Raw genomic sequence first — 23,146 nt, forward strand, 5'->3', positions numbered from 1 at the left:
CCGGCCGCTATCGGGGCGGACTTCCACCGAAAACGCTTTGTCTCACCCCGCAAGTCGCGCAACCTTCTGCCCGATCGCCAGCGAAGCGGTGAGGCCAGGGCTTTCAATTCCATAGAGCGCTACATAGCCAGGGTGACGGGTTTGCTCCGGCCCCTGGATCACGAAGTCACCGCCGCCGCCCGCAGCCGGGCCGGCGATTTTCGGACGTATGCCCGAATAGGCAGGCTGCAGCGCGCCATCGACCAGATCGGGCCAATAGCGGCGGATTGCGGAATAGAATTTATCGGCGCGGCTCGGATCGACGTCATAATCGATTGCCTCCACCCATTCGACATCAGGACCGAAGCGCGCCTGGCCCGCCAGGTCGAGCGTCAGGTGCACACCGAGACCGCCGGGTTCAGGGACCGGATAGATCAGCTGCTTTGCCGGCGCACGGCCAGCCAATGCAAAATAGCATCCCTTGGCGTAGTAACGTGGCGGGATGGTGCTTGCATCTAGGCCCGACAATCTCTCGGAAAGGGTCCAGGCATTCAAACCGGCAGCATTTACGACGAGGCCTGCTTCAATTCTGACCGGATCGCGGCCACCAACGGACAGACGGATCTTGTCCGCAGTGAATTCACCTTCGATGACAGGCGAATTGCAGACGATGGTTCCGCCGTCGGCCTCTACGTCCGTAATGTATGCCTGCATGAGGCTGTGGCTGTCGACGATACCTGTCGACGGAGAGACAAGAGCGGCCACGCCCCGGATCTCGGGCTCCCGGCGAAAGAGTTCCGCCGCATCGATCAGATAGCAGTCCTCTACTCCATTTGCTTCAGCCTGCCTCGACAGCTTTTCGAGATAGCCAAGCTCCTGCTCGCTGGTGGCGACGACGAGTTTGCCACAGGCTCTGTGGGGGACGCGTCGCTCTCGGCAATATTCGTAGAGCTTGTGTTTTCCGACAACGCACAGCTGCGCCTTCAAACTGCCGGTGGCATAGTAGAGCCCGGCATGGATGACCTCGCTATTGCGGGCCGAGGTAATGCTGCCGGTCATAGGCTCCGCCTCGAGAAGAACCACCTGGCGGCCCTTCATGGTAAGTTCGCGCGCCACCGCGAGCCCCACGACGCCTCCACCCACGACTACGCAGTCGAGGTCCAGTACCTCCGCCATGCGATTCCCCTCTCGTTGTCCAACTGCGCAGTGAGGGGCTTCCAATCTTTTGGTGCCCCGAAACGCAATTTAGCTTCGGGTATCGTCGGGTGAACCTATCTTCAAATCAAGAGGGTGATGGGGTCGTGGCAGGCTGAGGATGGCGGAAGAGGTGGGATTCGAACCCACGGTACGGTTTCCCGCACGCCGGTTTTCAAGACCGGTTCCTTAAACCACTCGGACACTCTTCCATCCAATTGGCCTGGCTCGACTTTGCTGGAAGGCGCTCGTGCGTGACGAAAGCTACTTCCGCCGATGGCCAAATCGCGGTTTCGCAGGCTTTATAGCGGTTCGCACTTCAGCGTCAACGTGCTCTGATCGATCGAGCAACAATTGAGCAGATTAAACTGCTTTAATGTGTCTCGCCGCGGGGCAAGGCGGCGGCGGCCGCCGGCAGGGCTGTCACGATCCGAAACGGTCCAAAAATGGGAAAATACATTTGGGATTTCATTCCTGCACAGGTTAAAATCAACCAAGCATTAACCATAATCATTAGAATTCGCGCTATCGCCCCGAAATCGTTCGCAAATTCGCCACGATATCCACAAGATTAAAGTCTCGTTAGGCAGGCAGGGCATAAGGCAACTCCAACTCATTCACGAGTGAGTTCCTTAACCATAACGGTCTTGAGTGGCGTGGGGCATATGAAACTGATTTACGGGGCGACGTCTTTCGCAACGGCAGCACGGTGGCTGGCGATATCGGCTATGTGCGCAACAGTGGCGGCCTGCGGCACGACACAGGCAGTTCCCAAGAAGAAATCCCACGGCAAGGAATATTTCTCCGAAAGCGAATATGGCGTCAAAGCCAGCCCGCGCGTTGCCAACGGCAACAATATTCCCAAGGGCGGTGGCCGCTACATGGTAGGCGATCCCTATGTGGTGAAGGGGAAGATGTATTACCCCAGGGAAGACTATTCCTATAACAAGGTGGGCATTGCTTCCTGGTACGGTTCGGCCTTCCACGGCCGCCTGACGGCCAATGGCGAAGTCTACGATCAGATGCATCTGTCCGCGGCGCACCCGACCTTCCCGCTTCCGAGCTATGCGCGGGTGACCAATATCGAAAATGGCTCTTCCGTCATCGTGCGCGTCAATGACCGCGGTCCGTATCATGAAGGCCGTATCATCGACCTCTCCAACAAGACCGCCTCCATGCTCGACCTGCAGCACAGCGGCACCGGCAAGGTTCGGGTGCAATATGTCGGCAAGGCGCCGCTCGACGGTCATGACATGCCCTATCTGATGGCCTCCTACATTCCGAAGGGCAGCCGCCTTCCGGGCATCAATCCGGGTGAAGGTCAGATCGCAACCGGCGTGATGGTGGCTTCCAACAGTAAGAAGATTACCGGCGACCAACTCCAGAGCCTCGGCGACTATTCCAGCCCGTCGCCTGACAGCGTTCCGGTACCATTCTCTTCGACCGCCTATGCGGGCTCGACGCCAAGCGCCAAGTATCCAGGCTCCTCTGTGCAGACCGCAAGGTATAACGCGGCGCCGGCTCGGCAGCTGGCGCCCGTACCGATGCAGGCGCCGGCAGGCGGCCATTTCCTGACGCCGCCGCCGGCTTTCACCAATGGCGGGCAGGCGATGGAGCAGATGGTCGTTTTGCCGGAAATCGGTCCCATTCCCTATGAGCGCCCGAACGGCTGGTCGAAAGGTACATCGCTTGCGATGAATTATCAGGAGGCAGTGACTGTGAAGGTTCCGCTCGCTTTCGATGCGGTGATGGTGCGCAATGACGGCCTGACGCAGGAATCGATCCTCGCATCCTTCAAGCGCCAGAATGGCGGCAGCGCAAAGGCACGATAAAAGCGTACAACAAAGTATAATTGCATCGGCTTACGGCTCGCTTTACCCTCCTGAATCAACCCGCACGATCAATGGGATTAGCGATGTTGAAGCCGTTGCTTCGCCTCCTTGCATGCCTCCTTTTGCCTGCTTCCGCAGCCGCTGCCGCCGAAGGCACCGAGGCTGGTTTCGTCACCAAGGCCGCACAGGCCTATATGATTGAAGCCTCAACCGGCACAGTGCTTCTCGCCAAGAACGAGAACCAGGTCTTTGCCCCAGCCTCGCTTGCCAAGCTGATGACGATGGACCTCGTTTTCGATGCCGTCAGCAAGGGGCAGATTTCACTCGATACCGAATATCCCGTCTCCGAATATGCCTGGCGTACCGGCGGCGCACCTTCACGCGCGGCGACCATGTTTGCGGCGCTGAAATCGAGGGTTCGCGTCGAGGATCTCATCAAGGGTGTAGCGATCCAGGGGGCCAATGACGGCTGCATCATCCTTGCCGAAGGCATGGCCGGCAGCGAGGACCAGTTCGCCGCATCCATGACAAGAAGAGCACGCGATCTGGGTATGGATAAAGCCGTTTTCGGCAATTCCACCGGCCTTCCTGATGGCAAGAGTAAGGTGACGGCCAAAGAGCTAGTGACGCTGGCGACCGACCTGCAGACATCCTACCCCAATCTCTATTCCTATTTCGCCCAGCCCGACTTCGAGTGGAATAAGATCTTCCAGCGCAACCGTAATCCGCTGCTCGGCATGGACCTCGGCGCCGACGGCCTGGCGACGGGCTTTACGGAAGGCGAGGGCTATTCGATCGTCGCCTCTGTACAGCGGGATGGACGGCGGCTCTTCGTGGCACTTGCCGGCATAGCCTCCGACAAGGAGCGCACGGAGGAGGCCAAGCGGGTACTGGAATGGGGATTGACGGCCTTCGAGAGCCATCAGGTCTTTGCCGACAATGAAGTGATCGGCGCTGCCAGCGTCTATGGCGGCACAGCACGCACGGTCGATCTCATCGCCAAAACACCGGTCAGCGTCTATGTTCCGATCAACAATCCGGACCGGCTCGCAGCCCGCATTGTCTATCACTGGCCGCTGAAGGCTCCTGTGAAGGCCGATACGGAAGTCGGGACGCTGCGCATTGTTTCCGGCAACAGGATGCTGCGTGAAGTACCGCTCTATACGGTGCAATCCGTCGATGTGGGATCGCTCAGCAGCCGGGCGGTGGATGCGCTACTGGAGCTTGGCGAATCGCTGTTCTTCTCCTGGCTTTGGGACACATCCGAACAGAGCTAAGCCTCTTGTCAGGATCGAATTTTCCGGCAATTTGCCGGGGAAGGTGAATATGTCGCCGCGGCAAAAGGTTTCGCTCCGCACTATCTTCGGATAGATAGAGGAAGAGCGTGTCGCTCAGAATGCGGGAAAGTATCATTGTCGTCCGGTACGGGATTGTTCGTTACGTTTGAAGGCGGAGAAGGCGCTGGGAAGTCCACGCAAATCCGCCGCCTTGCCGAGGCCCTGAAGGCCGAAGGTCATGACGTGTTGCTGACCCGAGAACCCGGCGGCTCACCGGGAGCCGAAGCGGTGCGCCATGTGCTTCTTTCGGGTGCCGCGGAAGCCTTCGGCACGCGCATGGAGGCGATCCTCTTTGCCGCCGCCCGCAACGATCACGTGGAAGAGGTCATTCGGCCGGCGCTTCACAAGGGCAAGATCGTACTCTGCGACCGCTTCATCGATTCCTCCCGCGTCTATCAGGGCGTCACCGGCAATCTGGAGCCGGAATTCATCGAGACGCTGCAGCGCATCGCCATCAACGGAGTCATGCCTGACTGTACGGTGATCCTCGATATTCCCGCAAAGCTGGGGCTGGAGCGTGTTATCAAGCGAAATGCCGGCGGCCCTGACCGTTTCGAGAAGGAAACGCTGGAAACGCACGAGAAGCGCCGCGAAGCTTATCTCGATATCGCCGCGCGCGAGCCGGAGCGCTGCAATATCGTCAACGCCACGCAGCCGGAAGAGGCGATTGCCGCGGAAATTCTAGGCATCGTCAGGCAATTGCTGAAGCCAACGACCGAAGAGCGGATGCCGGAAGCGGCGCATCATGAGTGAGGACAGGCATGGACTGCTCGACGGAGCCATATGGCCAGCCGAGAACACGAAGCTCTTCGGCCATGAAGGGGCCGAGGATTTCCTCGCGCAGTTCTACCGTTCTGGTAAAGGCCATCATGCGATCCTGATCGAAGGCCCCGAGGGTATCGGCAAGGCGACGCTCGCCTTCCGCTTCGCCAATCATGTGTTGTCGCATCCCGATCCGGCGAGCGCGCCGTCCCAGATTGGAGATCCGGACCCCAACTCTGCGGTCAGCCGGCAGATAGCGTCAGGCGCCTCGCATAATCTCCTGCATCTGTCGCGGCCGATCGATGAAAAGACCGGGAAAGTGAAATCGGCGATCACCGTCGATGAGGTGCGCCGTGCCGGCAAGTTCTTCTCTCAGACCTCGGGCACCGGCAACTGGCGTATCGTCATCATCGATCCGGCTGACGATATGAACCGGAACGCGGCAAACGCCATCTTGAAGATCCTGGAGGAGCCGCCGAAGCGTGCGATGTTCCTCGTTCTCTCGCATGCGCCGGGCAAACTGCTGCCGACGATCCGTTCACGCTGCCTGCCGCTGAAGCTTGCGCCGCTCGACGATCAGGCGCTGGTTTCCGCTCTCGCTCATCTCGGCATTCAGGGGGAGGGGCAGGCCCTGCTCTCCGCCGCCAAGGGCAGTGTCGGCGAGGCGCTGAAATTGCTGAATTATGGCGGCGGCGAGATCATCGAAGCTTATAACGCGGTTCTGTCCTCCGAAGGGCCTGCGGCGCGCAAGGCCATGCACAGGCTTGCGGATGCACTTTCCGGCAAAGAGAGCGATACGATCTTCGATTTCTTCGTGAGCCATGTCGGCGACGACGTGATGAACCGCGCACGCATTGCTGCGGGCGAGGGGCAGATCGCAGCCGCCGAGCGACTGGCGCGGCTCTATTCCGAAATCACCGAGAAGCTGACCGTCTCCGCCGCTTACAATCTCGACCGCAAGCAGACGATCATGGAAGTGCTTTCCGAGATCAAGCAGCCGCGCGCCTGATCAACCGGCCAGCAGTTTCCAGGCGACGATCGCAAGTGTGACGGCCAGCACGATGCGGATGGTGCGCTCGTGCAGTCTCGGCGCAAGAAGGCTGCCGATAATGATGCCAGGAATGGAGCCGACGAGCAGGGCGAGCAACATCGCCCAGTCGATCTCTCCGATAAGCCAGTATCCCATGCCACCGATCAGCGTCAGGGGAACGGCATGGACGATATCGGAGCCGACGATTTCGCGCACATCGAGCCGCGGATAGAGGACCAGCAGAATCGTGACGCCCATGGCGCCGGCGCCGACCGAAGTCAGGGTCACCAGCACGCCGAGCACGATGCCGAGAATGACGGTAAAGACGGCGATAGTCGCCGGTTTCGGCGGCATGCGTTCGCCGATCGCCCGGCGAGCAAATTGAAGGATCTGGCTACGGAAGACTAACATTATCGCGGTCATAACCAGAAGCCAGCCAAGCGCTATTGTGATGGAACTCGTGACGCCGATACTCTTGCGATCGACACCAGCCATCACCCAGAGCATCAGGAGCGCAGCTGGTACGCTGCCGGTGGCAAGGCTGCCGACGATCTTCCAGTTGACGCGTCCGTGCATGCCGTGAACTGCCGTACCCGCCGTCTTGGTGATCGCCGCATAGAGAAGATCGGTTCCGACCGCGGTTGCCGGATGGACGCCAAAGAGGAGCACGAGCAGCGGCGTCATGAGCGAACCGCCGCCGACGCCAGTGATGCCGACCAGCGCTCCCACCATAAGACCGGACAAGGAATAAAGAGGCTCGAACGTCAAATATGCGCCCCCAATGGCGCGCGGCCCCGACGATTCAAGATCAAGAAAAATGGCACTTCGCTTCTGTCCCGCCCTGTTGCCGGACAAGAGGTAGATTGCGTCAGAACGCGAGTCAAGTTCACGACCGATGTCCGCGAAATCGTAGGCGGTTGGCAAACTTGATGTTTCGCTTACCCGAGACATGCGCTAATAGCGGCTGACGATTTTTATAGAGTAAGCCGGAATTGGCCGCCATGACAGACAAGACCCCCTTCTACATCACAACCGCGATCTCCTATCCCAATGGCAAGCCGCATATCGGCCATGCCTATGAGCTGATTGCGACCGATGCCATGGCGCGCTACCAGCGCCTCGACGGCAGGGATGTCTTCTTCCTGACGGGTACGGACGAACACGGCCAGAAGATGCAGCAGACGGCACGCGCCGAAGGCATCACGCCGCAGGCACTTGCCGACCGCAATTCCGGTGAATTCCAGGCGATGGCGAAGCTGCTCAACGCGTCGAACGACGATTTCATCCGCACCACGCAGGAGCGCCATCACGAAACCTCGCGCAATATCTGGAACCTGATGGCCGACAATGGCGACATCTACAAAGATTCCTACGCCGGCTGGTATTCCGTGCGCGACGAGGCCTATTATCAGGAAAACGAAACGGAGCTGCGCGCCGATGGCGTGCGCTACGGGCCGCAGGGCACGCCTGTCGAATGGGTGGAAGAGGCGAGCTATTTCTTCAAGCTCTCGGAATATCAGGACCGTCTGCTGAAGCATTACGAGGAAAATCCTGATTTCATCGGCCCCGCCGAACGTCGCAACGAGGTGATCTCCTTCGTCAAGTCGGGCCTGAAGGACCTGTCGATCTCGCGCACCACCTTCGACTGGGGCATCAAGGTACCGAACGATCCCTCGCATGTCATGTATGTCTGGGTCGACGCGCTGACGAACTACATCACCGCGACCGGCTATATCGAAGACCGCAACGGGCCGCGTGCCAAATACTGGCCGGCCGATGTGCATATCATCGGCAAGGACATCATCCGCTTCCACGCAGTCTACTGGCCGGCCTTCCTGATGTCGGCAAAGCTGCCGCTGCCGAAGCGCGTCTTTGCCCATGGCTTCCTGCTCAACAAGGGCGAGAAGATGTCGAAGTCGCTCGGCAACGTCGTCGATCCGGTCAACCTGGTGAACCATTTCGGCCTCGACCAAGTGCGCTACTTCTTCCTGCGCGAAGTCTCCTTCGGCCAGGACGGCAGCTATAGCGAAGAGGCGATCGGCACGCGCATCAATTCCGACCTTGCTAACGGCATCGGCAACCTCGCCAGCCGCTCGCTGTCGATGATCGTCAAGAATTGCGACGGCAAGATACCGGACTGCGGGCCGCTGACCGACGAGGACAAGGCGATGCTGGCGCAGGCCGATGCACTGCATGCCTCGACACGCGAAGACATGGGCAAGCAGATGATCCACCGCGCTCTGGCTTCCATCATCGCCGTGGTGTCCGAAACCGACCGCTATTTCGCCGGCCAGGAGCCTTGGGCGCTAAAGAAGACCGATCCGGCGCGGATGGGCACGGTGCTCTATGTGACCGCAGAAGTTGTTCGCCAGATCGCCATTCTGCTGCAGCCGTTCATGCCGGAATCGGCTGGTAAACTGCTCGATCTCGTGGCCGCGCGTGCCGACAAACGCAATTTCGCCGCACTCGGCGAAGCCGGTCGTCTGGTGCCGGGAACGCCGCTCGAAGCGCCGAAGCCGGTCTTCCCGCGTTACGTGGCCCCTGGGGAGGCTTGAGGACGTGCTGATCGATACGCATTGTCATCTGGATTTCGCCGATTTCGATGCGGAACGCGACGAAATCGTGGCACGCGCCCATGAGGTTGGCGTGGCACAGATGGTGACCATCTGCACCCGCGTGCGGAAGCTCGACGGGCTGCTCGCGATCACCAAGAGATATCCTTCGGTCTTCTGTTCCGTCGGTACGCATCCGAATAATGCAGGTGACGAACTGGATATTCAGACAGAAGATCTGGTGCGGCTCGCCGATGCTCATCAGAAAGTAGTTGCGATCGGCGAGGCTGGTCTCGACTATTTCTACGACACGCAGACGCCGGAGGACCAGCAGACCGGTTTTCGGCGCCATATCGCCGCTGCACGGGAAACGCAGCTTCCGCTCGTCATTCATAGCCGCAGCGCCGATGCCGATATGGCTGCGATCCTGACCGAGGAAACAGGGAAGGGGGCCTTCCCCTTCATCCTGCACTGCTTCTCGGCCGGCCCGGAGCTGGCAAAGACCGGCGTGGAGCTCGGCGGCTACATTTCCTTCTCGGGAATCCTGACCTTCCCCAAGTCGGAGGAGCTGCGCGAGATCGCCAAGACCATTCCACATGACAGGCTGCTCGTCGAGACGGATGCGCCATATCTGGCGCCGAAGCGCTGGCGCGGCAAGCGCAACGAGCCGTCTTACGTGGTGAATACCGCTGAGGTCCTGGCCGATACGATCGGCCTTCCTTACGAGGAGGTTGCGCGGATCACCACTGAGAATGCTTTCAGGCTGTTTTCCAAGATGCCAAGGATCTAGCGGCGTGGCACGACGGCAGCGGTTCACTATTCTCGGCTGCTCGTCGTCACCCGGCGTGCCGCGCATCACCGGTGACTGGGGCGCCTGCAATCCGGACAACCCGAAAAACCGCCGGACGCGCGCTTCCTTCATGATCCAGCAATTCGCCGATGATGGCGCTTCGACGACTGTTGTCGTCGATACCGGTCCGGATTTCCGCGAACAGATGATCAGGGCAGGGGTGGACCATGTCGATGCGGTCCTCTACACCCATCCGCATGCCGACCATATTCACGGCATCGACGATCTTCGTGGCTATTTCCACAATACCCGCCGGCGCGTACCGATCTTCGCCGAGCCGTTCACCATGGACAGGTTGCGGGAGGCCTTCAGCTACTGCCTAGAGACGCCGCCGGGCAGCAACTATCCGCCGATTGCGCTGCCGATCGTGATCGAGGATCTGGAAAAGCCCGTCGAAATCCACGGACCCGGCGGAACGATCGCTTGCGTGCCGCATCTGCAACAGCACGGCGACATCCATTCGCTCGGCTTCCGCATCGGGAATGTGGCTTATTGCAGCGATGTCAGCGACTTTCCGCCGCAAACGGTGGAGAAGTTGCAAGGTCTCGACATGCTCATCATCGATGCCCTGCAATATGCTTATCATCCCAGCCATCTTTCGCTGGAACAGTCGCTGGACTGGATCGATCGCCTCAAGCCCCGGCGAGCGATCCTGACGCATATGCATACGCCGCTCGACTACGATGTGGTCATGGCGCAAACGCCGGACCATGTGGTTCCGGCGTTCGACCAGATGAGCTTCGAAGTCGAGGTTTAGGCGCCGATGAACGGCGCGACCTCGAGATATCCGCGATGGATCATGTCGATTGCGACATAGAGAATGATAGCAAGGCCGACATAGGCGATCCAACGATGCTTGTTGAGCAGGCGGGCGATGAAGTTTGCAGCGATGCCCATCAGCGCGATGGAAAGGCCGAGGCCAAGGACCAGGACGCTCGGATGCTCTCGCGCTGCCCCCGCAACGGCAAGAACATTGTCCAGCGACATGGAAACGTCAGCAATGACGATCTGCGTCGCCGCCTGGAGGAAGGTCTTTCTCGGCGCCGATGCACCGGCCTCGGTCGCGTGTTCTTCGCTGTTGTGACCGGCGCGCAGCTCACGCCACATCTTCCAGCAGACCCAGAGCAGCAGCAGGCCGCCGGCGAGCAGCAGCCCGACGATTGCCAGAAGATAAACAGCGACAGACGCGAAGAGAATACGAAGCACCGTTGCCGCCAGAATGCCGACAATGATCGCCTTGCGGCGCTGCGCGGCTTCCAGGCCAGCAGCAGCGAGGCCGATGACGACGGCGTTATCGCCGGCGAGAACAAGGTCAATAGCAATGACCTGCAGCAAGGCCGTCAAGCCGGCCGCTGTGAAAATATCCATATTGCATTACCCCCAATAAGCTCCGAGGGTGCTACCGTCTTGAGCCTTTTCCGTCAACCGGCGAAGGGATGCATTTGCGGCCGCTTCCACGGCCATTTCGCGCAATCTGGGCCGTGCAAATCCGGCACGCTACACTAGATGCGGTGTCGCGCGGCGGCGGATCCATGTAGATTATGGAACGATTCTTTTTCTATCCGCAGGCTCATGGAAACGTCGCTTTATCTGCCCGTCAAAGGCTTCCTCGAAAAGGCAGGTTACGTCGTCAAAGGCGAAGTCGGCGGCTGCGATCTCGTGGGCCTAAGTGATGGTGATCCGCCTGTGGTCGTGGTCTGCGAGTTGAAGATGAGCTTCAATCTCGAGCTGATCCTGCAGGCCGTCGATCGCGCAGCTGTCTCAGACGAAGTCTGGATCGCAGCCAGGATATCGGCCAAGGGCAAGGGTCGCGAGGCCGATAAGCGCTACCGGGATCTCTGCCGCAGGCTCGGCATCGGAATGCTCGGCATTTCGGACGCCGGCGATGTCAGCGTCATCGTCGGCTCCGTATCACCAATGCCACGCACCAATCCGAAGCGCCGTTCGAGGCTGATGCGCGAACACCAGAAACGGCGCGGTGATCCGGCGCTCGGCGGCAGCACGCGCGCGCCGGTCATGACGGCATACCGCCAGCAGGCGCTCAGCTGTGCCGCTGCGCTGGCATCAGGACCGCTGCGGATGCGCGATGTCAGATCCTACGTACCGGAGGCCGGGAAGATCCTGCAGTCGAATGTCTACGGCTGGTTCGAGCGGCACGACAGAGGCATCTACGGCTTGACGGATGCTGGACGAGAAGCGCTGCAGCGATGGCCGCAGCCGGAAATGCAGGCGGCACAATAGCTTATCGGGCATGCGTTTAAGTTCCATAATCTATCTTATGCGATCTGCGTGTGTAGCCGCAAAGTTGAAGTGTCCTGTTTCTGCAAAGTAAGAGTGTCACTCTCCCCGGGTTTTGATGACCTGGGAGATTGCGGATGGGACTGATTGCGATGAGCGAGCGTGATCTGCAGCGGATCGAGATTTTGTCGAAGGTGATCGCCGGTCGCATGACGCTGGTGTCGGCGGCGCATGTGCTTGATCTGAGCGAGCGTCAGGTGCGTCGGCTGCTGGAGCGGATCAAGACTGACGGCGCAGCGTCGATCCGGCACCGGGCGATCGGTCGGCCGTCGAACAACCGGATTAGTGATGGTGTTCGCGATTATGCGGTGACACTGGTTCGCGAGCGTTATGCGGACTTCGGGCCGACGCTGGCCGCCGAGAAGCTTGCCGAGCGCGATGGATTGCGTGTGTCGCGCGAGACGTTGCGCAGCTGGATGGTGGATGCTGGTCTTTGGCTATCACGCAAGCAACGGCGGACGTTTCATCAGCCGCGGCTGCGGCGTGAAGCCTATGGCGAGTTGGTGCAAATCGACGGCTCCGAGCACCGCTGGTTTGAAGATCGTGGCGATCCGTGTTCGCTGCTTGTGTTTGTCGATGATGCGACCGGCAGGTTGATGCAGTTGCGCTTTGTGCGCTCGGAAAGCGCCTTCAGCTATTTCGAGGCGCTGGCGATGTATCTCAAGCATCACGGCGCGCCTGTAGCCTTCTACTCCGACAAGCATTCGGTGTTTCGGGTGGCGAAGAAGGACGCCAAGGGCGGTCAGGGTATGACCCAGTTCGGCCGTGCACTCTCGGAACTAAACATCGAGATTCTTTGCGCAAATTCGAGCCAGGCCAAAGGTCGTGTCGAGCGGATGAACCGGACGCTGCAGGATCGGCTGGTCAAGGAATTAAGGCTGGCTGGCATCGACAATATGGAGGCCGGCAATGCTTTTTTGCCGGGCTTCATGAAGGACTACAATGCGCGCTTTGCGATCATCCCTGCCCGGCCAGACGATCTGCATCGGCCGATAAACCTGGCGCCGGATCGATTGATGGAGATCCTGTGTAAGCGCGAGCAGCGCTATGTCGGATCGCAGCTGACGTTTTCGTATGAACGCAAGCGGATCATGCTGGAGGAGACCGAGGTGACGCGCGGTCTGGTTGGTCGCTATGTCGAGACCTATGCCTATGCGGACGGTCGACTGGACGTGCGTTGGAAAGGTTATTCCCTGCCCTATAAGACGTTCGACAAGGACCAGCGGGTGACGCACGCCGCGATCACCGACAACAAGCGGCTCGGCGAACTCTTGGCCTATATCAAGGAGCGCCAGGACGAGCGACCGGCGCCGAAGGTGAAGACCAACAGCGAGAAGATCAGCTACAAGCCGCGAGGTCGCAAGCCGGGCCGGAAGACGGACTTCACGAGCGATCCTGCGGTTATTACCCGGCGTCAGCAGGCGCTCTCCAAGCTTGAAGCTGCGGAGTAAGGCTTCGATCGGATAGTCTCAAAGCTAAAGCCGAAGGGGTGTCCCTCACCCGCCCCGATCTGATCTTGCAACCGGATCAGCCGGTCAGATCGGGGCTGATCGTCGTGCCGCCTGGCGGCCAAGCGGACATTTCTACTTTGCGGAAAACCGGACATTCCAACTTCCCCGCCACAGCGTGTGTAACGGGGGTACATTCTATTTCCAAGTGCGACATGCCAATGATTTCAATGGCTTCACTTTGGAGATTTTGGCATGTCCCGATGCTATACGCAGCTTGCTCTCGCCGACCGACGACGCCTACAGCAGCTGATGGCGGCAAATGTTCCCGTCCACGAAATGGCCCGCCAACTTGGCCGTCACCGCTCCACCATTTACCGCGAGATCAAGCGCAACACGTTTCATGATCGCGAACTGCCGGACTATGACGGCTACTACAGTACGGTCGCGCACGATATCTCTAAGGACCGACGACGCCGGCTGAGAAAGCTGCGGCGGCACCCGAATTTGCGCCAGGAGATCATCACCTAGTTGGAGGCACGCTGGTCTCCTGAGCAGATCGCTGGTCGCCTGTTGTTGGAGGGGCGCAGCCTCGTGCGCGTCTGTAAAGAGACAATCTACCGGTTCATTTACAGCAAGGAAGATTACGGGCTTGGCCTCTATCAGTATCTCCCGGAAGCGCGCCGCAAACGTCGTCCACTGCGCTCCAGGAAGCCGCGCGACGGTGTGTTTCCGGCCTCGCATCGTATATCTCAACGTCCTGATTTTATTGGAGATCGATCGCAATTCGGGCATTGGGAAGGCGACCTCCTCATCTTCGAACGTCCACTCGGCCATGCCAATGTGACATCTCTGGTGGAGCGCAAGAGCCGCTATACCGTTCTCATCAAGAACCAAGCCGGCATTCTCGCCCGATCATGGACAAGATCATCAGAGCTTTTTCTCCTCTGCCAGCCTTTGCGCGTCAAAGCTTCACCTTTGATCGCGGTACCGAGTTTGCCGGATTCAGGGCTTTGGAAGAAGGGATCGGCGCGCGTAGCTGGTTCTGCGACCCGAGTGCACCGTGGCAAAAGGGAACTGTCGAAAACGCCAACAACGGCGCGGTCTGATCGCCCTGACTTTAGTTCGCTGCACCACAGGCGACTCCCTCGCCCCTCTGCCGATGGCAGCCAGTCTAGTCAGCGCGTACGGCAATCGCTGGGTCGTCTTTCAGTCTTGGAAACGCCGCGCCCGACTGTGTGTCGAATACATGGACGCGATGTTGCTCGACGACGAGTTCTAGAATTGACCGATCTGCGATCGCTACATGATCGGGAAGATGGACGACCGCGGCGGTTTCGCTGGATTCGACGGTCCCGTAAACATAGGTTTCCGTTCCGATGCTTTCGGCATAGTCGACGTGAAAGCGAACGCGAAGACCGTCGCGGGCTCGATCACGTGCCAGGCCGAAATGACTTGGGCGAACGCCGAGCGTGACCGTCTGGCCGATCTTGGCGTCCGGAGCCTCCATCTGCACGTTAAGCGCACCGAAACCGGGTACCTGCAAGGCTACCCCACCCGGGCCGCAGGAAATTAACTCGCCTTCGAAAAAATTCATCTGAGGAGATCCGATGAACCCCGCGACAAACCGATTGGCCGGCGTCTCGAAGAGTTCGAGCGGCGTGCCAATCTGTTCGACGCGGCCGGCGTTCAGCACGACGATGCGGTCCGCCATCGTCATCGCCTCGATCTGATCGTGCGTGACGTAGATCATCGTTGCGCCCAGGCGCTTGTGGAGACGGCTGATCTCGCCTCTCGTCTGGACACGAAGCGCTGCATCAAGGTTGGAGAGCGGTTCGTCGAAAAGAAACAACTTGGGGTTTCGAACGATGGCGCGTCCGATCGCGACGCGTTGCCTCTGCCCCCCCGACAGCTGTTTTGGACGCCGGTCAAGAAGCGGTTCGATCGCCAGCATTCGTGCCGCTTCCATGACACGGGCATCGATTTCAGCCCGCGTCATTTTGAGGTTTTCGAGGCCGAATGACAGGTTTCTTGCGACTGTCATATGCGGATAGAGTGCATAGGACTGAAACACCATCGCAATTTCCCGCTCGCCCGGGGCTGCCTGCGTAACATCCTTGTCGCCGATCAGAACACTTCCGCCTGTCACGCTCTCAAGTCCTGCGATCAATCGCAGAAGTGTCGACTTCCCGCAGCCGGACGGGCCGACCAGAACGACGAATTCACCCTCGTTCACTTCGAGATCGATGCCATGCAAGATATCGAGGTGACCGAAGCTTTTTCTGACATCGTTCAATCTCAAGCCCGCCATGTCCACGTTCTCCTAGTAAGCTATTTCGAGCGAAGGTCGCTGATCGAGGTGTAATCCAGCTGGCACTTTGCGGGGATTGAATTAGTTCGTCAAGATGACGAACATGAACTTTGCGTTGATATGTGCTCTCCGTGCGGGGTGCATTCGCTCCAAACGCCTAGAAGTTCCAGTATATTTGCATCCGGAACGGCTGGCCTTTGTGGCTGCTCGGGAATCGAATGTCGGCCCTAGATGGGCGGACGCGCTACTGCGCATTCGTTCAGACCGGCGGCGGGAGGCGCCGTTGCTCGGGAAGAGCTTGCGGAGAAAAGAGAAGGTTGTGCAGGTGGTTGAGACCGATCGCGAGCGCCCCGACCAGTGTTGCGCGATTGCCAAGGGCGCTTGCTTCGACCGCTATCCTGCGCCGGCTGGCCTTGGCGATGCCTTCGCGAATGCGCTCGACCATCAAAGGGTGGCTGCCGATGCTGCCGCCAATGATGACAATGGTGGGATCGACGATGGCATTCACGGACACGACCAGTAGTGCCGCAATATCCCCCACCCTCCGGATAACTTCGGTGGCAATCGGATCTTTCTCTTCGGCAAGCCTCAGAATGTCTCGAACGGACGTATCCTTTGCACCGCCTGAACGGTGGTAGAGGTCGCGGATTCCTTGTGCTGCAATAGCGCATTCCAGCGCGCCGCGTTCCAGGCTGTCCTCGGCATAGGGATCGGCACCGAACGGCAGGTAAGAGATCTCGCCGGCCGCGCCGCTCGCTCCCCGCATCAGTTTGCCATCGTGAAGCACGCCAAGGCCGATACCTGTGCCAAGCGAGATAAATGCCATCGTATCGATCGCGACAGCGTGGCCCTGCCAGGACTCGCCGATAACGGCTGCGTTGACGTCGTTCTCCAGGACTACCGGACAAGCAAGCCGGTCTCCGAGCGTGCGGACGATATCGATGCCGTCGAGATCGACAAGGTTCGGCGCCATCGACAGTGCGCCGGTCGTAGGTTCGACGACGCCAGGAGTAGCAATAGCGGCCACGAGGACATGCTCGCGCGCGACTCCGCTGTCGTCAAGGATCCGAGCAAGTTCTGTCTGAACCTGTTCCAACTGATGATAGCCGCCACGACGATCTGAGGGATACTCCACCTCCCCGACGACGCGGCCCACGATGTTGCCGAGCACGATCCGCGTCGTCGTTGCGCCCATATCGATGCCGACGGCGTAGCCGGCAGCGCCGTTCACCTCGTAGGTAATAGCGCTGCGGCCGATGCGGCCCGTCGTAACGCCTTTTTCCCGAACCCAGCCGGCCTCTTCCAGGTTCCGGATAACCTCGGACATTGTCTGCTTTGAGAGCCCGGTGATTTTCGACAGGTCTGCCCGCGATGTTGGACCGGTATGCAGCAACACGTCCATGACGGCGCGAACCGAAATTTGTCGCAGCACCGGGGGTGCGTTCTCAGTCAATGCCATGGGCCAATATTCCCGGTGATGTACGTTCCGCTTTTCGTCTGCTTCTGCCTTTTCCTCGAATGACCGTCAATTTCAAACTGGTTGTTGACAGACCAGAGGCTCGGCAATAATAAATTCGTCAACCTGCCGAACAAATATATGAAAAGAGCTGCGTTTGTCAAATATTTCAACTATCGCGCCAGATCTGCGGCCGGCGGTTGGCAATCGTCGCACGAAAGCCTTGGGTCTGGTTGCTGGCGTTGATCTTGGTGGCACCAAGGTGCTCGCAGGCCTGTCCGACCTTGACGGTGAGCTCCTGGCAACAATGGAAGAGCCAACCGCACACGGCGAAGGCGCTCCTGTTCTCAAGCAGATTGTGCGCATGATCTTGACGCTCGCGGAGCGACACGACGTTCGCGGCCCCCTGCTCAAGGCAGTCGTTGGCGTGCCAAGCGCCGTTTCGCCTTGCACTGGTCTTGCCTCGTTGTCGCCGAATCTCGCAATCCCCGCGGACCAGCCGCTGGCTCGGCTCCTCGGGGCCGGGTTGCCGTGTGGCGTGATTGTCGAAAATGACGTCAATCTGGCGGCATTTGCCGAGGCTACCCTTGGAAAGGCGCGCGATTGCAGGTCCCTCGCCTTCATCGCCTTCGGAACGGGGGTTGGCATGGGGCTCGTTATCGATGGCCGACTTTTTCGCGGTCACCACGGCCGCGCCGGGGAGCTTGGTCTTCTGCCGCTCGGAGCAAATCCGCACGATGCCGCACCGAAAGCAAGGGCTGGCCTCTTCGAGGACCAGGTCGATTCACCGGCCGTGCGTGCCCTCTATCGGGATGGAACTGTGCCGGTGAGCGAGATCTTCCGCAGAGCAGGATCGGGGGATACCGAGGCGTCCGCCGCCATTGCGATGCTTGCAAAGTCCGCATCGGTCGGCCTCGCGTCCGTTCAGGCGGTATTCGATCCGGCATTGATGGTGCTCGGAGGCGGTATCGGCTCGCGCCCCGAATTTGTCGAACTCGTCTCGCAGCACGTATCGTCCTTGCTGCCGTTTGCGGTCCAGATCGAACCGACTTCTCTCGGCCCGGAGGCAGGAATGCGCGGCGCCCTCATGCTTGGTTTGCACGAACTTTCCATCCGGACAGCCCCATGAACACAGGAAGCTCGCCCATGACGAAGCCAAGTGTAAAGCCGCGTATCCTTACTCCGATTGCCGACGGGCAACTCGTCTCGGAAAAGCCGGTATTGCTGCCGTTCATGGCTCCGCGCCTACAAGGGGACTGCTGGCCCGACGGGAAGATCGAGATTTCCCTCTGGGGCTGTGGAAAGATCGCAAACCTCACCTTCAGCGGTTGGCGTCGGCCGTTCACCTATGCTCCGAACCGCGTCGAGACCGGCGGCGGCGGCCTTTATGTGGCCCAATCGGCGCCGGCGCTGTTTTTGAAGGGAGCGAGACTGCGGACAATCGTAGCCTCGCAGCGCTGTGCCTGGTGGGGAAGCACGACGAAGCGGGAACCGGTCGAGCGGCTCAGTGAACGACGGATTGTCCGAACCGGATGGGGGGTGGTGATCGCCGAACAACGGCCGGACGGAATATTTCTCAGCGCCGGCGCATCGATCGAAGAAGCCACCCGGGCTCTCGACCTCACTCCGGAGGACGTGATCGCCGAAGCGAACGCCTACGTGGCGCGCTGCGACGAGATGCCTGAAGCCCCCCCGCTGATGCGCAGCATGATCTCGCAGAGCCTTCATGCCGCCCTTTCAAGCATTCGTCAGGACCAGCATGGTGATTTTGGCGGCCTTGCTGCCGGCCAAGCCTACAGCGCACCAGCACGAACCTATTATCGCGACGGATACTGGACACTTCAGGCCTTGCTGGAACGGGCGCCCGAGGCCATACGCTCGCAGATCGAGCTGCTTGCGCGTGGCATTCAGCCAGATGGGGAAGCCCCGAGCGGTGTCATCCTCACCGGCCCGGGTCAAGCCGAAGAATGGGAAAAGGTTCGCCGAACGGATCCTCGCATCAAGGAGGAGCATCTGCGACCCGGCGATTGGTGGAGCGACCATTTTGATAGCCCCCTATTCTTCATTCTGACAATCGGTGATTATGTCCGCGCGACTGGAGACTGTGCCCCGTTGTCGGCCCATTGGGACAAGGTCGTCGCAATCTTCAACCGCTATCGCGATTTGGCCGTGAACGGAAACGGCCTGCCGGTCAAACCGAACCACGACCGCGATTGGGCCGACAACGTCTATCGGCACGGCTACGTCTCGTACGATATCGGCCTTTGGATCGGCGCGCTCGATGTCATCGTCGAATATGGCGCTGCAATCGATAGCGAAATTGCCGCAAAGGCGGCAGCGACGGTTGCGACGGCGCGAGCTTCGGTCGATGAAGCCCTTCTTCAGCCAGCCGGAACTTATGCAGATTACGGCATGAAGGATGATTTCGTGGAGGACCACCTGACGTTGGACAGCCTCACCCTGCTTCGCTATCGCGCCGTTTCGCCCGAGCGCGCGCGAACTGTTCTTGGCAAGGTGGAGGCATTGCTGGAAAGCCGCAACAATAGCGAGCAGCCCTACGGCGACTGGGGCGTGATGTGCGCCTTCCCGCCCTTCAAGCGGTCCAAAGACACCCGCTCGAAGTCGGCCTTCGCCTATCGCTATCACAATGGATCGGATTGGCCCTACCTGTCCGGTCTTTATGCGGAACAGCGCCTGACGCATGGCCTTGCAGGTGCGGAATACCCGTTGCTGCGCTGGTGGGAAACCTGCCTGGAAGAAGGGTGGATGGGCGCTGTCGAATATTTTGCGCCGCCATGGGGCCGTGGCTCGCTGCTTCAGGGATGGAGCAGCATGCCTGCCATGGCCGCCCTCGCCCACAAGGACAAGCTCCGCTCGGCGGCGCTGACCTAAAGGCCAGACAATCAATGAAAAAGCCGCCCGGAGGCGGCTTTTTCATTGATCTGGATGCTCTCTTTATTCCTTGGTCGCTCCGGCCATCAGCCCGCTCATCAGCATCCGCTGAAGCGCCGTGAACATGACAAGCACCGGTAGAACCGAGAGGACCGACATCGATAACAGCCGGGGCCAGTTGATGCCGAATCGTCCAACCGTATTGGCGAGCGCGACCTGGACAGTCCATTTGTCCTGATCGGTGATGATTAGGAACGGCCAGAGATAGTCGTTCCAGCGCCAAACGAGATTGAAAGCCAGAAGCGTGCCGATCGCCGGTATGGAGAGCGGCACTATGATCCTCAGCAGGATGCGCCACTCCGGCGTCCCATCGATCCGGGCAGCCTCCAAAAGGCTATCGGGAATGTTGGTGATGTATTGCCGCATCAGGAATACCCCTGTGGGCGTGGCGGCTGGAGCGATGATAATGCCCGCGAGCGTATCGAGAAGGTGCAGATCGCGTAGAACAAGAAATACCGGGATCATGACGATCTGCAGCGGCACCATCAGAGACGACATGATCAGCAGGAAAAACAGGGTGTCGCCTTTGAACCTGAATTTCGCGAGCGCATAACCCGCCATGACACTGATCGTGACGGACAGCAGCGCCGAGAGCACAGAAACGATTGCCGAATTGCGGAAGAAGACGAGAAATTTCGCCCGCGACACTGTTTCAATAAAGTTCTGCAGCGTTACTTGGGCCGGAAAAATGGTCGGCGGCCACTGGAATATTTCCTGTTGCGATTTCAGCGATGACAGGAAGAGCCACACCGGCGGCATGAGAAAAATGAAGAGTGTCAGTGCCACGAAGACAAGCCGCCAGGGCGAATAAATCCGTGTCATTTCTCGCTCCTCGACAAGCGCAACTGGACAATCGTCAGCAGCAGAAGAATGACGAAGAGAACCATCGACTGGGCAGCGGCGACTCCGGCCTGCATCGGCTTTTGAAATGCCGTGTCATAGATCGTCTGAATGAGATACACGGTCGCCTTGCCGGGCCCTCCCCCGGTCAATGACACGACGAGTTCGTAAACCTTGAAGGCTTCGATCGACGACAGAACCAGAACCACCGCCATCGTCGGCTTGAGAAGCGGCAATGTGATATGCGTGAACTGCCGCCATTTGCTGGTGCCGTCGATCGAGGCGGCTTCATAATAGTCCGACGAAATCGCAGTCAGGCCGGCGATGAAGATCATCATATTGAAGCCGGCTTGAGCCCAAACCCAGGCGATGATCATTGCAATCTGAGCCATGGTATCTTGTTCCAGCCACGGAACCGGAGCAATTCCCACTAGTGACAGCAGATAATTGACGAGGCCGTTGTTCAGGCCGAAGAGCCAGCGCCATGAGACTCCGATGATCAACAGGCTGATCATCGAGGGGAAAAAGACGATCGTCCGGACAACCGCGAAGAACCTCGTCTGAGGCGACAGAAGCAGCGCCAGCCCCAGGGAGGCGACGATGTTCAGCGGCACGGCAATGACGACGAAGAGCACCGTCTTTACGAGCGACGTCTGAAAGTCGGCATTGCTCAAGAGCCCCAGAAAGTTATCAAAGCCCACATATTGCGGCAGGGTGCTTGGCACCTGCGGAACCACCACCACGCCTCGCCTGAAGAATGCCATCAGGAGGCCTTGCACCAGTGGGTAAAGCGTGAAGGTGACCAGCAATACGATCGTCGGCAGCATGAGCAGATACGGCCAACTGACATTGAAAAGGCTATTGCGTCGGCCTTTCGGCACCGGGTGAAAACCCAGTGCCGAACTGCCTTGCTGCGGGATCACCGCCGTCACTTGCTCGCCTCGAGCGAGTCGTCGGCAGCCTTCTTGATCTGCGCGATGGCATCGGCTGATGAAATCTGGCCGGCGACGGCTTGAGTGACGGCTGACTTCACCGTGCCCCAAACCGACTGCATCTGCGGCCAGGCCTGGTCCGTTGCCGCATAGGCCGGGCTCGCGTTCAGTTCATTCTGCATCGCGGTGATCGCGGCTGTCGCAGCCGGATTGTCAGACTTGACCGGCGGCGCCTTGAGGTTGGCGGGGATCATGCCGAAGGTCTTGGCATATTGGGCCTGGATCTCCGGCGACGTGATCCACTTTATGAATTCCACGGCTTCCGGCAGATGCTGGCTGGTGTTGAAGGCGACGATATAATCACCCCCGTAGATCGATGAGGCGACGGTCCCGCGGGGCGTCGGTCCGGCCTGCCAGGCGAACTGCGCATTGGTTGCCAGCCCGGCGATCTGCCAGCTGCCGGACATGTAGGCCACCGCCTGACCGGCCGTGAACAACTCTTTCGGATTGTCCGAGCTTGCCCCGCTCCATAGGCCCGGCGGCATGGCTGCCTTGGTGATGTCGATGAATTTGTCGAGGGTGGCAGTCCACGCCGCCTCGTCCATCACGACCTTCACGGGTTCCTTCTCGGTGTAGATGTGATTGCCGTATTGATATTCATGAACGATCCAGCGGCTCGCAGAAACGTCCCAGACCAACGGATAACGGGTGCCGGATTTCTCTGCGACTTCCTTGATTTTCGGAATGAACTCTTCCCATGTCCAACCGGTCGCCGCATCAGGGATAGCAACGCCTGCCTTTTTGAAGGCGTCAGCGTTCAGGAAGATGCCCGTCGAGGTGACGCGCAGAGGGGCGGCGATCACCTTGTCGCCGAGCTTGGCCCCATCGCCCCACCCCTTGACGAAGTCGTTGATCCACTCCGGTCCGATCTCCTTGCCGAGGTCAACTAGGAAGGGCCTGATGACTGGCTCCATCGAGGAGGTCAGCGACAGGTCCGGCATGATTCCGGATGCAGCGTATTGCTGGAATTTCTGGACCATCCCGTCATAGGGCGTGATTTCCAGATCAAAAGTCGTTTCGGGATGCAGCTTCGTGTACTGATCGAGCAGAGCGCGCGTATTCGCCTCTTCCTGATCGTTATCGACATACCAAACGAGCTTGAGTTCAGAGGCTGCGGCGAGCGACATCGTCATCGCCATGGCGCTAGCGGCCATTAGAATTGTCTTTAACGTTTTCATAGTTCTCCCTCTCTGGTTTGTCTTTCCGACATTCTACATGAACCGCCTGTAACCATTACTCCCGCAGGCTTTGTTCGTAACCATGACGAATTAAATACGAGTTTTACCGACTGTCAACATAACACATTCGGTTCG

19 protein-coding genes, 1 tRNA gene and 1 pseudogene are annotated in these 23,146 nt (G+C 59.3%); 12 read left to right on the forward strand and 9 right to left on the reverse strand.

What is annotated here, in order from left to right; all coding sequences use genetic code 11:
- Positions 1 to 42 precede the first annotated feature (42 nt).
- Together FHX08_RS07770 and FHX08_RS07775 are read right to left on the reverse strand one after the other, a co-directional pair.
- Entirely contained in the window at positions 43 to 1,155 is a 1,113-nt protein-coding gene (locus FHX08_RS07770; protein ID WP_132651511.1) for an NAD(P)/FAD-dependent oxidoreductase, read from the reverse strand.
- 140 nt (positions 1,156 to 1,295) lie between these two features.
- Positions 1,296 to 1,385: transfer RNA gene (locus tag FHX08_RS07775), tRNA-Ser, on the reverse strand.
- A gap of 453 nt (positions 1,386 to 1,838) precedes the next feature.
- Here FHX08_RS07775 and FHX08_RS07780 point away from each other — a divergent pair.
- The 4 genes from FHX08_RS07780 to FHX08_RS07795 all read left to right on the forward strand — a co-directional run bounded on the left by FHX08_RS07780 (position 1,839) and on the right by FHX08_RS07795 (position 6,113).
- A complete protein-coding gene (locus FHX08_RS07780; RefSeq protein ID WP_132651510.1) occupies positions 1,839 to 3,005 on the forward strand; it encodes a septal ring lytic transglycosylase RlpA family protein in 1,167 nt (388 codons plus the stop codon).
- A gap of 83 nt (positions 3,006 to 3,088) precedes the next feature.
- Positions 3,089 to 4,282 carry a D-alanyl-D-alanine carboxypeptidase family protein gene (locus FHX08_RS07785; protein WP_132651509.1) on the forward strand — a complete coding sequence of 398 codons (1,194 nt, stop codon included), beginning with the start codon at positions 3,089 to 3,091 and terminating at the stop codon, positions 4,280 to 4,282.
- Positions 4,283 to 4,417: 135 nt separating this feature from the next.
- Positions 4,418 to 5,095 carry a dTMP kinase gene (gene tmk / locus FHX08_RS07790; RefSeq protein ID WP_132651508.1) on the forward strand — a complete coding sequence of 226 codons (678 nt, stop codon included), beginning with the start codon at positions 4,418 to 4,420 and terminating at the stop codon, positions 5,093 to 5,095.
- A complete protein-coding gene (locus FHX08_RS07795) occupies positions 5,088 to 6,113 on the forward strand; it encodes a DNA polymerase III subunit delta' (protein WP_132651507.1) in 1,026 nt (341 codons plus the stop codon). The genes tmk and FHX08_RS07795 overlap by 8 nt, the downstream gene beginning before the upstream one ends.
- Here the strand turns inward: FHX08_RS07795 and FHX08_RS07800 are convergent, their stop codons facing one another.
- Entirely contained in the window at positions 6,114 to 6,902 is a 789-nt protein-coding gene (locus FHX08_RS07800) for a sulfite exporter TauE/SafE family protein (RefSeq protein ID WP_132651506.1), read from the reverse strand.
- Positions 6,903 to 7,135: 233 nt separating this feature from the next.
- On the opposite strand from FHX08_RS07800, the gene metG reads away from it, so the two are divergent.
- The 3 genes from metG to FHX08_RS07815 are packed head-to-tail and all read left to right on the forward strand — an operon-like array spanning position 7,136 to position 10,293.
- Positions 7,136 to 8,689 carry a methionine--tRNA ligase gene (metG, locus tag FHX08_RS07805; RefSeq protein WP_132651505.1) on the forward strand — a complete coding sequence of 518 codons (1,554 nt, stop codon included), beginning with the start codon at positions 7,136 to 7,138 and terminating at the stop codon, positions 8,687 to 8,689.
- A 4-nt stretch (positions 8,690 to 8,693) separates the two neighbouring features.
- Entirely contained in the window at positions 8,694 to 9,476 is a 783-nt protein-coding gene (locus tag FHX08_RS07810; protein ID WP_132651504.1) for a TatD family hydrolase, read from the forward strand.
- A gap of 4 nt (positions 9,477 to 9,480) precedes the next feature.
- On the forward strand, positions 9,481 to 10,293 hold the full coding sequence (locus FHX08_RS07815) for an MBL fold metallo-hydrolase (protein ID WP_132651503.1): 813 nt from the start codon (positions 9,481 to 9,483) through the stop codon (positions 10,291 to 10,293).
- On the opposite strand, the gene FHX08_RS07820 is transcribed toward FHX08_RS07815, so the two are convergent.
- On the reverse strand, positions 10,290 to 10,904 hold the full coding sequence (locus tag FHX08_RS07820) for a TerC family protein (RefSeq protein ID WP_132651502.1): 615 nt from the start codon (positions 10,902 to 10,904) through the stop codon (positions 10,290 to 10,292). The genes FHX08_RS07815 and FHX08_RS07820 overlap by 4 nt on opposite strands.
- Before the next feature lie 204 nt (positions 10,905 to 11,108).
- Here FHX08_RS07820 and FHX08_RS07825 point away from each other — a divergent pair, with 204 nt between their 5' ends.
- The 3 genes and pseudogenes from FHX08_RS07825 to FHX08_RS07835 form a co-directional block, all read left to right on the forward strand.
- Entirely contained in the window at positions 11,109 to 11,777 is a 669-nt protein-coding gene (locus FHX08_RS07825; RefSeq protein ID WP_132651501.1) for a DUF2161 domain-containing phosphodiesterase, read from the forward strand.
- A gap of 134 nt (positions 11,778 to 11,911) precedes the next feature.
- Positions 11,912 to 13,285 carry an ISNCY family transposase gene (locus FHX08_RS07830; protein WP_184327068.1) on the forward strand — a complete coding sequence of 458 codons (1,374 nt, stop codon included), beginning with the start codon at positions 11,912 to 11,914 and terminating at the stop codon, positions 13,283 to 13,285.
- A 252-nt stretch (positions 13,286 to 13,537) separates the two neighbouring features.
- A pseudogene (locus FHX08_RS07835) lies at positions 13,538 to 14,376 on the forward strand (IS30 family transposase); the annotation flags it as partial.
- A gap of 80 nt (positions 14,377 to 14,456) precedes the next feature.
- Here the strand turns inward: FHX08_RS07835 and FHX08_RS07840 are convergent.
- Both FHX08_RS07840 and FHX08_RS07845 read right to left on the reverse strand, forming a co-directional pair.
- On the reverse strand, positions 14,457 to 15,593 hold the full coding sequence (locus tag FHX08_RS07840) for an ABC transporter ATP-binding protein (protein WP_132651500.1): 1,137 nt from the start codon (positions 15,591 to 15,593) through the stop codon (positions 14,457 to 14,459).
- Positions 15,594 to 15,852: 259 nt separating this feature from the next.
- Positions 15,853 to 17,052 (reverse strand): ROK family transcriptional regulator, encoded by a 1,200-nt coding sequence (locus FHX08_RS07845; RefSeq protein WP_132651499.1) that lies wholly within the window; start codon positions 17,050 to 17,052, stop codon positions 15,853 to 15,855.
- A 154-nt stretch (positions 17,053 to 17,206) separates the two neighbouring features.
- On the opposite strand from FHX08_RS07845, the gene FHX08_RS07850 reads away from it, so the two are divergent.
- Both FHX08_RS07850 and FHX08_RS07855 read left to right on the forward strand, forming a co-directional pair.
- On the forward strand, positions 17,207 to 18,178 hold the full coding sequence (locus FHX08_RS07850; protein WP_245508208.1) for an ROK family protein: 972 nt from the start codon (positions 17,207 to 17,209) through the stop codon (positions 18,176 to 18,178).
- Positions 18,179 to 18,195: 17 nt separating this feature from the next.
- Positions 18,196 to 19,941, forward strand: a complete 1,746-nt coding sequence (locus FHX08_RS07855; RefSeq protein WP_184327069.1) for a glycogen debranching protein — start codon at positions 18,196 to 18,198, stop codon at positions 19,939 to 19,941.
- 63 nt (positions 19,942 to 20,004) lie between these two features.
- Here the strand turns inward: FHX08_RS07855 and FHX08_RS07860 are convergent, their stop codons facing one another.
- The 3 genes from FHX08_RS07860 to FHX08_RS07870 are packed head-to-tail and all read right to left on the reverse strand — an operon-like array spanning position 20,005 to position 23,011.
- Complete coding sequence (locus FHX08_RS07860) at positions 20,005 to 20,823, reverse strand: carbohydrate ABC transporter permease (protein WP_132651498.1); 819 nt, start codon at positions 20,821 to 20,823, stop codon at positions 20,005 to 20,007.
- Positions 20,820 to 21,773, reverse strand: a complete 954-nt coding sequence (locus FHX08_RS07865; RefSeq protein WP_132651497.1) for a carbohydrate ABC transporter permease — start codon at positions 21,771 to 21,773, stop codon at positions 20,820 to 20,822. Before FHX08_RS07865 ends, FHX08_RS07860 begins: the two co-directional genes overlap by 4 nt.
- Positions 21,770 to 23,011: an ABC transporter substrate-binding protein gene (locus FHX08_RS07870; RefSeq protein WP_184327070.1), complete on the reverse strand. Its 1,242-nt coding sequence runs from the start codon at positions 23,009 to 23,011 to the stop codon at positions 21,770 to 21,772. The genes FHX08_RS07865 and FHX08_RS07870 overlap by 4 nt, the downstream gene beginning before the upstream one ends.
- Positions 23,012 to 23,146 lie beyond the last annotated feature (135 nt).

The sequence above is a fragment of the Rhizobium sp. BK529 genome, from assembly GCF_014194105.1.
Lineage (GTDB): Bacteria > Pseudomonadota > Alphaproteobacteria > Rhizobiales > Rhizobiaceae > Rhizobium.

Excerpts from the sequence above, each read along its gene's own strand:
- FHX08_RS07780 (WP_132651510.1), top strand. The coding sequence starts at position 1,839 with ATGAAACTGATTTACGGGGCGACGTCTTTCGCAACGGCAGCACGGTGG.
- FHX08_RS07855 (WP_184327069.1), top strand. The coding sequence starts at position 18,196 with ATGACGAAGCCAAGTGTAAAGCCGCGTATCCTTACTCCGATTGCCGAC.
- metG (WP_132651505.1), top strand. The coding sequence starts at position 7,136 with ATGACAGACAAGACCCCCTTCTACATCACAACCGCGATCTCCTATCCC.
- FHX08_RS07830 (WP_184327068.1), top strand. The coding sequence starts at position 11,912 with ATGGGACTGATTGCGATGAGCGAGCGTGATCTGCAGCGGATCGAGATT.
- FHX08_RS07825 (WP_132651501.1), top strand. The coding sequence starts at position 11,109 with ATGGAAACGTCGCTTTATCTGCCCGTCAAAGGCTTCCTCGAAAAGGCA.
- FHX08_RS07820 (WP_132651502.1), bottom strand. The coding sequence starts at position 10,904 with ATGGATATTTTCACAGCGGCCGGCTTGACGGCCTTGCTGCAGGTCATT.
- FHX08_RS07795 (WP_132651507.1), top strand. The coding sequence starts at position 5,088 with ATGAGTGAGGACAGGCATGGACTGCTCGACGGAGCCATATGGCCAGCC.
- FHX08_RS07860 (WP_132651498.1), bottom strand. The coding sequence starts at position 20,823 with ATGACACGGATTTATTCGCCCTGGCGGCTTGTCTTCGTGGCACTGACA.
- FHX08_RS07770 (WP_132651511.1), bottom strand. The coding sequence starts at position 1,155 with ATGGCGGAGGTACTGGACCTCGACTGCGTAGTCGTGGGTGGAGGCGTC.
- FHX08_RS07785 (WP_132651509.1), top strand. The coding sequence starts at position 3,089 with ATGTTGAAGCCGTTGCTTCGCCTCCTTGCATGCCTCCTTTTGCCTGCT.
- FHX08_RS07845 (WP_132651499.1), bottom strand. The coding sequence starts at position 17,052 with ATGGCATTGACTGAGAACGCACCCCCGGTGCTGCGACAAATTTCGGTT.
- FHX08_RS07840 (WP_132651500.1), bottom strand. The coding sequence starts at position 15,593 with ATGGCGGGCTTGAGATTGAACGATGTCAGAAAAAGCTTCGGTCACCTC.
- FHX08_RS07870 (WP_184327070.1), bottom strand. The coding sequence starts at position 23,011 with ATGAAAACGTTAAAGACAATTCTAATGGCCGCTAGCGCCATGGCGATG.